At 43.1% G+C, this 15,104-nt stretch carries 16 protein-coding genes and 1 riboswitch; of the genes, 9 read left to right on the forward strand and 7 right to left on the reverse strand.

Features of this window, described 5'->3' with window-relative positions; genetic code table 11:
• Positions 1 to 153 precede the first annotated feature (153 nt).
• Positions 154 to 261, reverse strand: a riboswitch (SAM riboswitch).
• A 265-nt stretch (positions 262 to 526) separates the two neighbouring features.
• From KYK27_RS10355 to trpS, 8 genes are all read left to right on the forward strand, one after another.
• A complete protein-coding gene (locus KYK27_RS10355; RefSeq protein WP_199109936.1) occupies positions 527 to 1,993 on the forward strand; it encodes an SDR family oxidoreductase in 1,467 nt (488 codons plus the stop codon).
• Positions 1,994 to 2,192: 199 nt separating this feature from the next.
• Positions 2,193 to 3,140: a phosphoribosylaminoimidazolesuccinocarboxamide synthase gene (locus tag KYK27_RS10360; RefSeq protein ID WP_199109937.1), complete on the forward strand. Its 948-nt coding sequence runs from the start codon at positions 2,193 to 2,195 to the stop codon at positions 3,138 to 3,140.
• Between the two features lie 55 nt (positions 3,141 to 3,195).
• Entirely contained in the window at positions 3,196 to 3,573 is a 378-nt protein-coding gene (locus KYK27_RS10365; RefSeq protein ID WP_162346346.1) for an STAS domain-containing protein, read from the forward strand.
• A gap of 15 nt (positions 3,574 to 3,588) precedes the next feature.
• Entirely contained in the window at positions 3,589 to 4,515 is a 927-nt protein-coding gene (locus KYK27_RS10370; RefSeq protein ID WP_199109938.1) for a ribonuclease Z, read from the forward strand.
• Between the two features lie 125 nt (positions 4,516 to 4,640).
• Positions 4,641 to 5,435 (forward strand): queuosine precursor transporter, encoded by a 795-nt coding sequence (locus tag KYK27_RS10375; RefSeq protein WP_199109939.1) that lies wholly within the window; start codon positions 4,641 to 4,643, stop codon positions 5,433 to 5,435.
• A 25-nt stretch (positions 5,436 to 5,460) separates the two neighbouring features.
• Positions 5,461 to 6,381: a ketopantoate reductase family protein gene (locus KYK27_RS10380; RefSeq protein WP_199109940.1), complete on the forward strand. Its 921-nt coding sequence runs from the start codon at positions 5,461 to 5,463 to the stop codon at positions 6,379 to 6,381.
• Between the two features lie 241 nt (positions 6,382 to 6,622).
• Positions 6,623 to 7,537 (forward strand): EamA family transporter, encoded by a 915-nt coding sequence (locus KYK27_RS10385; protein WP_199109941.1) that lies wholly within the window; start codon positions 6,623 to 6,625, stop codon positions 7,535 to 7,537.
• A gap of 120 nt (positions 7,538 to 7,657) precedes the next feature.
• Positions 7,658 to 8,632, forward strand: a complete 975-nt coding sequence (trpS, locus tag KYK27_RS10390) for a tryptophan--tRNA ligase (RefSeq protein WP_199109942.1) — start codon at positions 7,658 to 7,660, stop codon at positions 8,630 to 8,632.
• Positions 8,633 to 8,725: 93 nt separating this feature from the next.
• Here the strand turns inward: trpS and KYK27_RS10395 are convergent, their stop codons facing one another.
• From KYK27_RS10395 to KYK27_RS10425, 7 genes are all read right to left on the reverse strand, one after another.
• Positions 8,726 to 9,103, reverse strand: a complete 378-nt coding sequence (locus KYK27_RS10395) for a hypothetical protein (protein WP_199109943.1) — start codon at positions 9,101 to 9,103, stop codon at positions 8,726 to 8,728.
• 143 nt (positions 9,104 to 9,246) lie between these two features.
• The gene (locus KYK27_RS10400; protein WP_199109944.1) at positions 9,247 to 10,164 is read right to left on the reverse strand and encodes a hypothetical protein; all 918 of its coding nucleotides are present in this window, start codon (positions 10,162 to 10,164) and stop codon (positions 9,247 to 9,249) included.
• A gap of 71 nt (positions 10,165 to 10,235) precedes the next feature.
• Positions 10,236 to 10,823, reverse strand: coding sequence for a hypothetical protein (locus KYK27_RS10405; RefSeq protein WP_199109945.1), 588 nt, complete (start codon positions 10,821 to 10,823; stop codon positions 10,236 to 10,238).
• A 28-nt stretch (positions 10,824 to 10,851) separates the two neighbouring features.
• A complete protein-coding gene (locus KYK27_RS10410) occupies positions 10,852 to 11,298 on the reverse strand; it encodes a hypothetical protein (RefSeq protein ID WP_199109946.1) in 447 nt (148 codons plus the stop codon).
• A gap of 171 nt (positions 11,299 to 11,469) precedes the next feature.
• Positions 11,470 to 12,321 (reverse strand): hypothetical protein, encoded by an 852-nt coding sequence (locus KYK27_RS10415; RefSeq protein ID WP_199109947.1) that lies wholly within the window; start codon positions 12,319 to 12,321, stop codon positions 11,470 to 11,472.
• Between the two features lie 45 nt (positions 12,322 to 12,366).
• Positions 12,367 to 13,272: an RDD family protein gene (locus tag KYK27_RS10420; RefSeq protein WP_199109948.1), complete on the reverse strand. Its 906-nt coding sequence runs from the start codon at positions 13,270 to 13,272 to the stop codon at positions 12,367 to 12,369.
• A 136-nt stretch (positions 13,273 to 13,408) separates the two neighbouring features.
• The gene (locus KYK27_RS10425) at positions 13,409 to 13,807 is read right to left on the reverse strand and encodes a hypothetical protein (protein ID WP_199109949.1); all 399 of its coding nucleotides are present in this window, start codon (positions 13,805 to 13,807) and stop codon (positions 13,409 to 13,411) included.
• 176 nt (positions 13,808 to 13,983) lie between these two features.
• Here KYK27_RS10425 and hppD point away from each other — a divergent pair, with 176 nt between their 5' ends.
• Entirely contained in the window at positions 13,984 to 15,078 is a 1,095-nt protein-coding gene (gene hppD / locus KYK27_RS10430) for a 4-hydroxyphenylpyruvate dioxygenase (protein ID WP_199110235.1), read from the forward strand.
• The last annotated feature ends 26 nt before the right edge of the window (positions 15,079 to 15,104 follow it).

Genomic DNA, 15,104 nt, shown 5'->3' on the forward strand with positions numbered 1-15,104 from the left:
ATTGAGGAAGCTAAAAGATTAGCAACAGCACCAACAGGTTTGTATTCGCATGAACCTGAAGGCAAATAAATGAGAGATTCCGCGTAGCTGGGCTACCGGATAAAATACAAAATGAAGTGGTGTTAGCTTAATTCCCTTTTTCATGTTCTTATCAATTTATAGTCATCCGGGTCTTCCGGATTCAGGAATTAGCACCTTAACCATAGGGGTTAGGTTGCTAGCGCTTCACAGAGCCTGTCTCTCCACGCTTCTTTATAAATCAATAACCGCCAGGGATCATTGACTTGATGATGCAAACTTAGACTACCTTTACTCAAAAAACAAAATTACGGTCGAATATTTTTTAAATAATTTCCTGATACATGTATTCTAGTCACTGATTATCTTAATCTTACATTTCAGAAAGCGTACTAAAAAACCGAACTATAACCCGATAATTACTTTCGGATTTTAACTATAAAACTAGCTAAACATAGCGTATAGTTGGCTGTTGCTATAAGGGATCATTCCACCAAAACAGGCTTACATGAAGATACTTTTAACAGGCGCAAACGGCTATATCGGCAGGCGGATTTTACCTGTGCTCGTGGAGCAGCAGCATGAAGTGGTATGTATGGTGCGGGACCCGCGGCGTTTTGAACTACAGGACACCCTTAAAGATAAAGTACAAATTGTTAAAGGCGACCTGCTGCAACCGAAAACACTCGCCGCCTTACCAAAAGACATAGACGCGGTTTATTACCTGGTGCACTCCATGGGCGGCCATGGAAATGACTTCGAGAAAGCCGAACAAACATCAGCCGAAAATTTTGTCGCCTACCTGGACAGCACAACTACGAAACAGATCATCTACCTGAGCGGCCTTTCCAATACCACCCACTTATCAAAGCACCTTTCTTCCAGGCGACACGTCGAAGATATCCTTGACAAGGCAAAAGCTCCTTTAACTGTACTTCGCGCTTCCATCATTATCGGTTCCGGCAGTGCTTCGTTCGAGATCATCCGGGACCTGGTTGAGAAATTACCGGTTATGATTACCCCGCGCTGGCTTAACTCCCGTTGCCAGCCCATTGCCATCAGGGATGTGATATTTTACCTTACAAATGCCCTCGGGAACACCGCCTGTTACGACCAGCGCTTGGAAATAGGTGGGCCTGACGTATTAACCTACAAGCAAATGCTGGATAAACTGGCAAAGGTGCGGCATTTAAAGCGGTTCATTTTTACAGTGCCGGTTCTTACTCCCCGGCTCTCGTCGTACTGGCTTTATTTTGTAACCAGCACCAGTTTTTCCATTGCCCGCAGCCTGGTAGAGAGTCTGCGAAACGATACTATAGTTCAGGACGACCGCATCAAACAACTTATACCGCACCAGAATTTAAATTACGAAGAAGCCATCCGGTTGGCCTATGCTAAAATAGAGCAGAACATGGTTATCTCCAGCTGGAAAGACGCCTTGGTCAGCGGTACCATGCAACTGAATTATATGGATTTTGTACAAATACCGGAGCATGGCTTACTAACTGATAAACAGCTTTTTAAAATTGAACAGGACCCGGCTATAGTTCTGGAGAATGTCTGGAGCATCGGCGGCACACGGGGGTGGTATAAGACTGATTTTTTGTGGGAGATCCGTGGCCTGCTTGATAAAATGGCAGGTGGCGTTGGCCTTAAAAGAGGCCGGCGGCATCCGACAGAAATCAGGGCTGGGGATACTATAGATTTCTGGCGTGTGCTGCTGGCAGACCGCGAAAAGCAGCGCCTGCTGCTGTATGCTGAGATGAAAGTGCCCGGCGAAGCCTGGCTGCAATTCAGGATAGTTCATAAACCGGATGGCTCTTACCTGGAACAACTGGCCGCCTTCCGACCAGATGGGTTGCTGGGCAGATTGTACTGGTACGCCATGCTGCCTTTCCATTTCATTATTTTCAAGGGTATGGTAAGTAACATTGCACACCACACGCCGGCTACCCTGCCGCAAACCCAAGTATAAAAAGTTTCAAATACATTAAATAATACAAACTATAGGTTTTAAAATATAAAACTTTCACTATATCTGCGAGTATACTAGCCCAGGATTATTTAACCATAACTACCGAAGTTTGCTGTTACTCCTCCGGAAGTACAGCTATAAAAATTTTTGCCCTCTAAAAATAAAGCTAACTTTGCTCTCCGATAAACCAAACGCACTAATGGAGGCCATTAAAGAAACTAACTTCTCCTTCACCGGCCAGACCGGTTTTTACAGGGGCAAAGTTCGCGACGTTTATTATTTTAACGACAGGCTGGCTATAGTTGCCACCGACCGGATCTCTGCTTTTGATGTGGTGCTGCCACGTGCCATCCCTTACAAAGGGCAGGTACTGAACCAGATTGCCAGTATCAACCTGAAGGCCACTTCCGATATTGTTCCGAACTGGGTAATTTCGTCGCCGGACCCTAATGTAACTATAGGTATAAGCTGCGAGCCTTTTAAGGTAGAAATGGTTATCCGGGGTTACCTGGCAGGCCATGCGTGGCGCGAGTATAAAGCTGGCAAACGTACACTTTGCGGTGTAACCTTGCCGGACGGACTTTGCGAGAACGACAAACTTCCTGAACCGATTATTACGCCTACCACCAAAGCCGACGAAGGCCATGATGAGGATATATCGCGGGAGGGAATTTTAGCGAAAGGCATTGTAAATGAGCAGGATTATCTTAAATTAGAGAAATATACGCAGGCACTTTTTGCACGTGGCACCGAACTTGCCGCACAAAGAGGACTGATACTGGTAGATACCAAATATGAATTTGGTAAACAAAACGACCAGATATTTCTTATTGATGAAATCCATACGCCGGACTCGTCGCGCTATTTCTACAGCGAAGGTTATAGCGAGCGACAAAAGAATGGTGAACCACAGAAACAACTCTCGAAGGAATTTGTAAGGCAGTGGCTCATAGAAAATGGTTTTCAGGGGCAGGACGGACAAATAATTCCGGAAATGACCGACGAGGTGGTAGAGAATATCTCGAAACGCTATATAGAGCTATTTGAAGTATTTACGGGCCATTCGTTTGTAAAAAGTTATTATAATGAGGCACTACAACGCATTGCGCTGAGTGTTGAACAAAACATTTTTCGCTTAAAAGATTAGATTTTTTAATGTATATTTTGGTACATTCGCATTTGAATCCTTTACTGGCAGACCTATGAAGTACACGATTGATAAGAAAGAGAACTATACTATAATCACGATAGATGAGAAGAAGCTGGATACTTCAATAGCTCCGGACCTTAAGTCTGAGTTTGTGAAGCTGAACGCTGAGGGAATCACCAACCTGATTCTAGACCTGAACAACGTAAAATACACTGATTCATCCGGATTAAGCTCTATCCTGATCGCTAACAGACTATGCAACTCATCAAATGGTTTGCTTATTCTTACCAGCCTGCAGGATCACGTAATGAAGCTGATTTCCATCTCTAAACTGGAGTCGGTTTTAAACATTCTGCCTACAGTAGAAGAAGCTATTGACCGTGTGTTTCTGCACGAAATTGAGCAGGACCTGACTAACAAAGAAGACTAAGTTTAGCCGCCGGACGTGGATTTCGAACTCAGAATATTGGGTAGTTCGTCGGCCACACCTTCGGCAAACAGACATAATACCGCACAGGTACTTACCATTGGTAACCAGATACACCTGATTGATTGCGGGGAAGGTACGCAAATGCAGCTGATGCGTTATAAAATAAAGCATCAGCGCATTTGCAATATCTACATAAGCCACCTGCACGGCGACCATTATTTTGGCTTAGCCGGTCTCCTCTCCACCATGCACCTGCAGGGCAGGCAATCACCGCTAAATCTTTTCGGCCCTCCCGGCCTTTCCGAAATCTTAAGTCTACAGTTCCGCTATTCGGGCACTAACCTGAACTATAAGCTTATTTTTAATGAGCTGGATACGACGTGCTACAAAAAGATATTTGAAGACAAGCAACTGACCGTGCACACCATTCCGATGGAGCACCGTGTGCCTACCTGTGGCTTTATTTTCCGGGAGAAGCCTAAGCCACGTCCACTCATAAAAGAGAAGTTGCCGCCTTACCTGGCACCGCCACAACTGGTACGCCTGAAGTGGGGCGAAGATATAAACGACGAGCAAGGCAACCTGCTGCTGGCAAACAAAGATGTCACCATGGAGCCAAAACACAGCCGTAGCTATGCCTATTGTTCCGATAGCCGTTACAAACCTGACCTGCTGCCTTACCTGCATCACATTGACCTGCTTTACCACGAAGCTACTTTCCTGAGCGACATGGAAGAGCGCGCCAACCATACATTCCACAGTACAGCCAAACAAGCCGCTCAGATGGCTGCAGCCGCAGAGGTTCGGCATTTACTGTTAGGGCACTTTTCGGTGCGCTACAAAGACCTTACGCCCCTGCTAACCGAAGCCCGGGAAATTTTCCCGAATACTGACCTTGCTATCGAAGGAAGCATTTTCAGTGTGCAGGAGCAGCATCGCTAGCTTTTTCCAGGCTATAGTTTTAAGCTCCTGCAACCCAGCAACATTAAGTTATGCTGGTTTGTTTAAGCAGCTATTAAGCTTAAATTTACTTCCTGATTACCCAGCACCAACTATAAATCTGAACTATGCCCACCACTGCTGCAACCCTGGAAAAGAAAAAAACCAACCTCTTTCTGGCACTGAGTGGTATTTTTCTGGCAAATGCGCTGCTGGCGGAGCTTATTGGCGTAAAGATTTTTTCGGGGGAGGCGCTGCTGGGTTTACCCGGTGCGCAGCTGAACATACTGGGCAGCAAACTCGACTTTAACCTGACGGCGGGAGTTATTATCTGGCCGGTTGTATTTGTGACTACAGATATCATAAATGAATATTTCGGCAAGCAGGGCGTTAAAAAGGTAAGCATCCTGACAGTTATACTAATTCTGTACGCGTTTCTGGTTATAACTATAGTTACCGGTCTGCCGCCGGCTAAATTTTGGGAAGAGCTTAACAGCACCGATCCGCAGGGTAATCCTTTTAATATCAATTTCGCTTTTAACTCAATTTACCGCCAGGGCCTGGGCATTATCATCGGTTCGGTAGTAGCTTTTCTGATATCGCAGTTACTCGATGCCTCGGTGTTTCATTGGCTGCGCAAGTACACGGGCAGCAAAAAGATCTGGCTCCGCGCTACAGGCTCTACCTTGGTTTCACAGCTGATTGATAGTTTGGTAGTACTGTTCGTTGCCTTTTACATGTTCGGTAACTGGTCTATGGAGCTGGTGCTTTCCGTAGCGGCTATCAACTATATCTACAAATTCTGCATCGCGATACTCCTTACCCCTCTTCTATACCTGGCTCATTACCTGATCGATGGTTACCTGGGGCATCACAATGCGGATGTGCTGATTGAAAATGCCGCTGTTGAGAGCGAAACCTAGTTTTAAACTATAAATTGAAGTAAGCATGATGAAGATTGCGATAGCAGGTATTGGTGGTGTTGGAGGATATTTTGGTGGGCTTCTGGCAAGACATTACCAGAACTCTGATGAGGTGGAAATATACTTTATTGCACGTGGCGAAAACGAAACAGCCATCAGACAACAAGGTCTGAAAATAGAAACTCCGGGCTCAACTTTTACTGCTACCCCTAAACTTGTTATCTCAGATCCTGCACAGGTTGGGGAAGTAGACTTACTTATCTGCTGCACAAAAAGCTATGACCTGGAGCAAAGCATAACGCAACTTAAACCCTGCATTAGCAAAGACACGATCATACTTCCGCTGCTGAACGGCATCGACAGTTACGAAAGAATCAAGGCCGTTTACCCTGAAAATGAAGTATGGGAAGGCTGTGTTTATATTGTTTCCAGGCTCACCGAACCAGGATTGGTTACTGTAACCGGGGATGTTAATTCCTTATTCTTTGGCTCAACGGATGGCACAGAAGCCAGGCTTGAATCAGCTTTGCAGATTTTTACAGACGCCGGTATCAAAGCAACTTTATCTCAAAATATACAGCAAACTATCTGGGAGAAGTATCTGTTCATATCAACTATAGCCACGCTTACATCTTACTTTAACACCAGTATTGGAGGCATCCTGGCTAAAACGGAGAACATGGATCTGCTTCATTCCCTGCTATCAGAGCTCAAACAAGTTGCCAACGCGAAGGGCATTATGTTTCCTGAGAATAGCACCAATGCCATAAAAGAGCGGATGGCGAAACTGCCTTACGAAACCACTTCTTCTATGCATACCGATTATCAGAAAGGTAAAAACGCAGAAGTTGATTCCTTAACCGGCTATGTGGTAAAGCTCGGAAAGCAACTGAATGTACCCACTCCAACGTACGAGAAACTATACACGGCACTCAAAAACAAATAGCGAGGACAGGTGTTACACTATAACACAGGATAAAAATTACTGACTATTTTTTGATTCTAAAAAAACTTGGGGTATGTTTGCACCCCGATTAAAAATAATGACTGCACATTTAGCACATACACAAATTTTTATCACAGGCTACGTTCTGCACGACCTGTAAGAGTACCCGGCTTACCCGCTTTGGGGCACTTCTGCCCTATCTCTAGTTAAAATTTTTGTTTTCTTTTTAAAAGGCACTTCCATGTTCAAAGGAATAGCTTTTGTGCTGCTCGGCGCATGCAGTTTCGGTATACTTTCGACGTTCGTAAAATTAGCATATAGCGAAGGCTTTACCTTGGGTGATGTAACTGGCACTCAGGTATTTTTTGGGTTGATTATTCTTTGGGTGATCGTGCTGTTGCGCAGGCTGTTTAATGCCGGCGGCAACAGTGCATCGCTTAAGGAATCCCTCCAGCTTATTGCCATGGGTACCAGCACAGGCCTGGTTAGTATTTTTTACTATAAATGCGTGCAAACAGTACCGGCCTCTATCGCCATTCTTTTGCTCATGCAATTTACCTGGATGAGCTTACTGCTTGACTCCATCATAAAACGCAAACTACCAACCTTGCTACAGATTGGCACAGTAGCAATGATTCTGCTGGGCACCTGTTTTGCCGGCAACCTTTTCTCTGGTTCTTTCCAGGATATCAGTTTGGCTGGTGTTGGTTTTGGCTTACTGGCTGCCCTTTGCTATACTTTCTTTTTAATGGTAAGTGGTTCTGCCGGCAATTCGTTACACCCTGCCACTAAAAGTGCGCTCCTGTTAACCGGTGCCACTATTCTTGTTTTCACCATCTTTCCGCCGGTTTTCCTAGTAAACGGATCTTTACTAAACGGACTGTTTAAATGGGGACTTGTCCTGTCAGTTTTTGGTACAGTAATACCACCGCTTTTCTTTTCCTATGGCATCCCGAAAATCGGTCTTGGGTTAAGCGCCATATTAAGCTCTGCAGAGCTTCCGGTTGCTGTCATGATGTCGAGCATTGTATTGCAGGAACAGGTTGTTACGGTGCAGTGGTTTGGCGTATTGCTTATTCTTTCTGCTATCGTGCTGTCAAACCTCAACTCGCTGCGCAAACAAAAGAACCATGCCCCGCAGATAATAGAGGCTTAACTATAGTTTGTAACGGCGTAAACTATAGTTATAGCGTTAATCTATAGTTGTGCTACTGTAATTTTAATGGGCATTTTCGGCTATTTAGATTAATTTGCAGCTTTAACGCAATTCTCTATTATGGCACGATACCTTACCGGAATCCAAAGCACTGGCCGACCACACCTTGGCAACTTACTAGGCGCTATTTGCCCTGCAATTGAGTTCTCTAAAACATCAGATCAAGAAGCTTTATATTTTATAGCTGACCTGCATTCGCTTACAACTATTCGTGATGCGGAAGTTTTAAAACACAACACCTACTCTGTAGCTGCTGCCTGGCTTGCAATGGGTTTGGACACGGACAGGCATATACTTTATCGCCAGTCGGATGTGCCGATGGTAACCGAATTAAGCTGGTACCTGAACTGCTTTGCGCCTTTCCCGATGCTGGCCAATGCCCATTCTTTTAAAGACAAATCGAGCCGACGTGGCCTGGCTGATGTAAATGCCGGTTTGTTTACGTACCCTGTTCTGATGGCTGCCGATATCCTGATGTATGATGCGAACTTTGTGCCCGTAGGAAAAGACCAGGTACAGCACCTGGAAATTGCACGCGATATTGCCAGCTCATTCAACCACATTTATGGCGAAACTTTTGTGTTACCGGAAGCGAAGACTGATGATGCCATTATGACAATACCCGGCATAAACGGTGAGAAAATGAGTAAGTCGTACGGTAACATCATCGATATTTTTGAGGCAGACAAGCCACTGCGCAAGACTATTATGAGCATTGTGACAGACAGCACACCACTGGAAGAACCTAAGAACCCCGATGACGATACAACTTTTGCGCTGTATCGCTTACTGGCAACACCTGAAGACGTAGAAACCATGCGCCAGAATTACTTAACCGGTGGTTACGGTTACGGCCACGCTAAGCAGGCGCTTTATGAGACCATTATCGGCAAGTACAGTAAAGAGCGCGAGTTGTTTACCTACTACATGAACAACCTGCCTGAACTGGACAAAAAACTTCAGGAAGGTGCTGAAAAGGCAAAGGCTATTGCTACACCGGTTTTGCAGCGTGTGCGCCAGAAATTAGGTTACTAAACTATAGTCTGATCATAAAAAACGGGCAGCTGAAGATCTCAGCTGCCCGTTTTGCTTTTATAGTTGTGCTGGCGATATAGTTACCAGCTACGCTTATTTCTGGGTTAATGGCGCCCCAACAGGAATACCGCAATCGTGGCCCGGCTGACCGTGAGGCGGGTTCATACCCGGAGCTACCGATTGTGAACTGGTTGAAGGCGTAAAGGCTGGCACTGAAGTAGGTGCACTCAGGTTTGGTTTTGGAGGCGAATCCAGCGGAGCGCCAACTTCAATATCGCAACGGTGATTTGGCTCGCCGTGTGGCGGATTTAAACCAACTGTAGTTGCCGGAGTTGTAGCCTGGTTTGGTGTGGTAGCAGGAGCTGTTGCAGCCGGTGATGTAGCTGTAGTGTTTTCCGTTTTAGCGGAATCAGAGCAACTCATCAATCCAAAGAATAAAGCTGCTACTGCTATCTGCGATGTGATCTTCATATAAATTATTTTTGTTTTGCGGAATTATTTAGTTCGTATTTAATCTGCCTATAGTTTAACTAAGCACCAAACTTGAAAACAAGATACGCATAAATACTGATAAGCCACACTGAATCAACAGCATACTAATTACAGGCTAACACTTATTTGATCTCAATAATTCGTTCTTCGAAGGCTAAAATATTATCAGCCCATACCTCTTTAATTTCTGAACTATAGATTATCCACCCGGAACCGTGAATACGGGCTACCGTCCTGGTTTCGTTTTGTAGAGCTGGTATTTTACTTAAATCAGGCGATTTCGTATTTGCTGATTTTGCCATTTTCTGCATATAATTAACAGTAGCAGTGGTAAGTTGTTCACTGTCTATAGTTTGCCACATCCTAATCACAGCATCGTTGTCCTCTTCATTAATTTCATCTAAAACAATGGATACATCGGCAATAAAAGGCTTACTGCCATATAGGTTAGGAACTTCTAATTGTCCTGTAACTTCCTTACCCAGCTGGTATTTAGCACCGTGGTAAGTATAAAACTGTTGAATATCTTTAATTGCTGCAGACTCAATGGCTTGTTTTGTGGTAAAAGTACTTTCTACCTGATCTGTGATTGCTGTAATATTTGGTATGTGTTTAAACTGCTTTTTAAGGTGAGCCGCACCACGTTTCATTTCATTTCTGATCTCTTCCCAATTTACAACTTCCTTAAAAGCACCCATTTCATCCGTTTTAATTATTACTTTCAGGTTCTCAGATATTTTGGCCAGTTCTTTGGTAAATTGGTTATCAGTATTCATTTCGATGCCCCGATATACCCACTCTATAGTATAAGAGCTAGCTGTGGAGTCTTTTATAGTTATATCAACTTCGTATTTCGTGAATTCGCGTTTGGTGGTATCCGTTCCGGTAACCTTGAAGGATTCACTTGTGATGACATAGGTCTGTGTTTCGTTTTTATCCCAGTAACCTATAACCTGCATCGTAGAGTCCTCTATATTGATCTGGGCAAATGTGGTGAAGGATGTAAGAAAGGCAAAGGCTAAAAGTAAAAGTTGTTTCATAAAAGGTAATTGAAAGTAGGTTGATTAATAGTAGCAGCAGGTTACTTTATAGTTGGTTACTTTATAGTTGGTTACTTTTTTAAAGTAATGGAAGGAAGTTCAGCAGAGATCATTTCTTTCATATGATTCACTCTATCAGTTTTCAGGTTCTTCAGGAAAGGAATGATCGCATCGCCGTAGCTTCTGTTTGAGTAGGCATACACCAGAATAGCTTTCTTGCCTGCTCCGGTTTCTACTTGTTTGTAGCGGTACACATTAAATTCAGCTATAGTTACTTTATCGTTTTTGCTTTCGCTTACTATAAAATCAACTATAAACTCTTTTCCATCCGGACTTTCGTTTACCTGGTAGTTGCTAAGCTCATCGGTTTGTTTTCGTTTCTCCAGTTCCTGCACTTTCAGGGCCACTGCTTCCTCAGCAGCTATGTCTGTATCCAGCACATGGATGGTCAGCATCTGGTTAAAACTTTCGAGCTTCTCCCCTCTGGGCAGGTACTCTTGTATGTAGTAAATATCACTAGGCTTGTCTGTCCAGGCTAGTTCAAACTTGGCCTTGTTAAACTTCAGTGGCCCTTTCACTGACAGCCTCTCTACAGCATTATCAGATACAAAAGTGAAAGAGAAAAGGAAAATGGATAGAAGGAGTAAAAGTTGTTTCATGAAATGTGAAGGAAAGGTAGAAATGTGATCAATATTTTAAACTGGAAGCGATCTTTTCGAACAGTGGCTTATAAGTGTTAAAGTTGTCTGATATTGTAACCATAGTTAACACTAGTATCCTGCCACCATTATTTGTGAAAAGAACATAGTTATGCATATTTTCACCACTATGTTTGTTTTTATGCGTTTCAATCAGCCATTTATAGTTTCGATTATTTAGAGTTATTTCGCCTTCCTCTTTAACTTTAAAAGAAGAGCTATTAGCTCTCAAACTTTCCAGAAAAAGCTTGTATGATTTCGTTAAGTCTTTCTCGTCTTTGTTGAGCAGGAAAATATTAAAGTTCTCCCTCGGTACATCAGTAGTATCCGTTTTCTGCCTCAAGGCAACAAAATCTACACTTTTATTCTGAGGAACCCCATAAAGCCAACCTTCAGGTACTCCTATCTCAAAGTTGTTAACGGTATCACGCACCATGATCAGGTTCTGGCCTAAACAGAAGCCTGGCATCAGAACAACCAGTAAAAATATAAGTCTCTTTATTTGTAGTATCATAACAATGCTTTTCTACTTCTCACTGCCCTTTTTAGTGGTTGTAAATACTCCAGGATCAGTTAGTTGGCCATATAAAACCTTAACAAGAACTTTTCATTTGCTGATTTTAACCAGTTGGCTTGACTTTGTTTTAGTGTCTGCTACAATCTTAAAGTTGTTCATATTCATGGTCATTTGCATAACCAGATCAGACTCATGTTTCATTGTGTACTTATGTTCCATATCATATTCGGATGTGCCTGTACCCGAACCTGTAGCTGTTACATCAGATTGCTCTACCACCATATCCAACTGAACTGTCTGCACAATATCAAACAAAGCTAATTTGTTCTTAATGTCTTTTAATTTATAAGTTGTATTGATAGTTATTTTAACCGGCTCCATGCCAGCTATAGGTATGGCCATTGGCAACTTCTGTGTAAAATCGTCCCCGATCTTCATAGGCTTATCAGGAAACTTTATTTGATTCTGCACATTTTCTAAACTAGCTTTCAGTGTATACCTTAAACTTTCATTCAGTTTGGTACTGATCAATGTATCAATTACAAATTGATTAGCAGCATTATAGTTACCTTTTACAACCAAGCCGGAAATCGGGCTTTCTTCTTCGGTTGTTTTACCGTTGCCAACGTTTATGGTAGTTGCTTTATCGTAGTTTATAGTAGCCGGAAAGCTTTTGTCTTCACGAATAGCTCCTGTTATGATGGTAGAAACCATGCTGCTTTTATTCTCCGTCAGCATCGGAAGCTGAACCCCGTTAGCCTTTATCTTTGCAAGTATCTCCTCTGAAGCTTCAATATTCATTTCAGATAAAGTATGACTCTCTACAGTAGTGATATACTTCGTATCAGGCAGAAATTTATTTGATAATACTACTTCCTTTTTTTGAGCAAAGGCTATAGTTGCAGAAACGATGAGTAACTGAAGTAAAAAGAGTATTTTCATTTTAAAATGGTAAAATGGGGCTGGGCTAATAAAAGATGTAAGATTTTACTCAAAGGTCTTTGTTACACTTTGGGTTTTGCTTGCTATACCAATATCGTAGCCATAAAACAGTGTTATTGATACCAAATCCACATTTCTCGATTCAGGAAGCTCATTCTGGATTATCTCATAAAACTCCTCAAAGTAGCTCGATTCTGTATTAGAGGCTTCACTTTTCTTATCAATTCTCACTTTTAAGCTTATGGAAGTATAAGTGCGCGAGTCCTCGCCCAAATGGCTGACTGTAGTAGTATTAGAGTTTATTCCATTTACAGTCAACACACCATCTTTTTGCTCAATTATCTCCTTAACTGAAAGCATTTGCGCTATTGTATTCTGGGCAAGCCTCTGATATACTCCCATGCTAAGCAGTAAAATTGAAATAACAGCTATCGGCATTATCTTTTTGGTGGTTCTGTCATTCTGTTCTCTAAGCTCAAATTCAGATACTTCGCTAAACGTAACTATACTTGAAGCCAGAATATCGTGTAAGCTCCTTCTGGAATTGTTAACGAGGGTAAAGTAAATGGATATAAGAATAGTTAATGTCAGCAGCATAGCCAAGATCAGCATCCCGTTACCCATACTTGAGATCATTTCTACATTCATGACGGGGAAGAACAAAATAAAAGCCCTCAAAAAAGAACTTCCTAATGTCAGGTATTCCCCTTGCGGGTCAGTTACTTTTATGCCCATAAATCTCTTACCTATTGTCTGCCCATTCCTTGACTGGCAAATTGCGAAATAGCTAATAACTATAGCGCTGCCAAACAGTGTCCCATACTGGCCCAGCGCAACGTAAAACGATTCCAGAAAAAACCCTGACAGGTAACCTAAAATCCCCAGGAGGATAAAATCTATCGCGAGGGCCAATAATCTTTTAAACACTGATGGTCTTAAACTCTTATCCATTCTGATATTCTGCTATATTAACTTAACTCAATATACCAAAAATCCCTCAGCAACCAACTACAAAAAAATTGCCGCACCCACCTTAGCTTAAAGCCTTGGCAAGTGCGGCAACTATAAAAATCTATAGGTTATAGTGTTATTCGGCAGTCCAGAGTACGCGCTCCTGGTCTGAGAGAATGAGCAGTACGCGCGGCGGGTTAGCAACCAGTACCAAACGCATCTCTACTCCCGGAAACTTATCAGACTCTACCCAAACACCTTCACTCTCTTCGCCTTCTTCCAGTTCTTTGCCGTCCAGTGAGCTTGCTATGTAAGCAGTTGGCAATAAGATGTCGGCATCTGATTTAATTTTACCGTGTACATCTTCCAGCACATCTTCCAGGTAATCGCCGTACGTTTCGTTAAAGTCATCTTCCATATCGTGCAGCTGCTCTTCCATATCGTCGTAGCGTGCGTCGTTATAGTCCAGCTTATTCAGCTCACTCTTCTTTTCTAAGATGGCAATCAGGTCTTTGTTCAGCGTATCTGCGTTCATAGCTTTATTTCATTTTTACAAAGTTGAAAACATGATGTAGTAATTGCAAACATTATAGATGATAATTTGCACGCCAGCCTTTCCGGTTTTGTTAAAACTATAAAAGCTGTATTTTTACGTAATACTTTTAAACTTTACTACAGACTATGACTACCAACACATTAGCATCCGAAACTATAGTTAAAGATATTCTGCCTTTGAACGGCACCGATCACATTGAGTTTTATGTGGGTAATGCCAAGCAGGCAGCACATTTTTACCAGACTGCTTTCGGTTTTAAACTGGTAGCGTATGCTGGCCCTGAGACTGGTGTTCGCGACCGCGCTTCCTACGTTATTCAGCAGGAAAAAGTACGCCTGGTGTTAACCACTGCCATTAACCCGGATTCGGAAATTGCGCAGCATGTGCACCAGCACGGCGATGGGGTTAAAGTTTTAGCCCTGTGGGTAGATGATGCCGAAGAGTCTTTCCGTGGTACGGTAGCGCGTGGCGCAAAGCCGGCTATGGAGCCTAAAACTATAACCGATGAGTTTGGTGAAGTAAAAGTAGCCTCTATCCATACCTATGGCGAGACCATCCACACGTTTGTGGAGCGCAAAAACTATAACGGCGTGTTTATGCCAGGTTATGTTGAGCGCACGTCTGAACTGATGGTGGAGCCGGTTGGCCTTAAATATGTAGACCACTGCGTAGGCAATGTGGAGTTGGGTAAAATGAACGATTGGGTAAAGTTCTACGAAGATGTGATGGGCTTTAAACTGCTCCTTACCTTCGACGACGAAGACATCAGCACTGAATATTCGGCACTTATGTCTAAAGTAGTCTCAAACGGAAACGGCTATATCAAATTCCCAATAAACGAACCGGCTGAAGGTAAGAAAAAGTCTCAGATTGACGAGTACCTTGAGTTTTACCGTGGCCCGGGTGTACAGCACATTGCTGTTGCAACCAACGATATTCTGCACACAGTTTCTGAGTTGCGCCGCCGTGGAGTAGAATTCCTGAAAGTACCGGAAGTTTATTACGAAGACCTGCTCGAGCGCATCGGTCACATTGACGAAGACATGGCTGACCTGCGTAAACTTAACATACTGGTTGACCGCGACGACGAAGGGTATCTGCTGCAGATCTTCACGAAACCGGTGGAAGACAGACCAACTGTATTTTATGAGATCATTCAGCGTAAAGGAGCCAAGTCGTTCGGTAAAGGCAACTTCAAAGCATTGTTCGAAGCTATTGAGCGCGAGCAGGCCCTGCGCGGTAACCTTTAAACTATAAACAAAGTATAGAAGCCCGT

The sequence above is a fragment of the Pontibacter populi genome, from assembly GCF_019336435.1.
Classification (GTDB): Bacteria; Bacteroidota; Bacteroidia; order Cytophagales; family Hymenobacteraceae; genus Pontibacter; species Pontibacter humidus.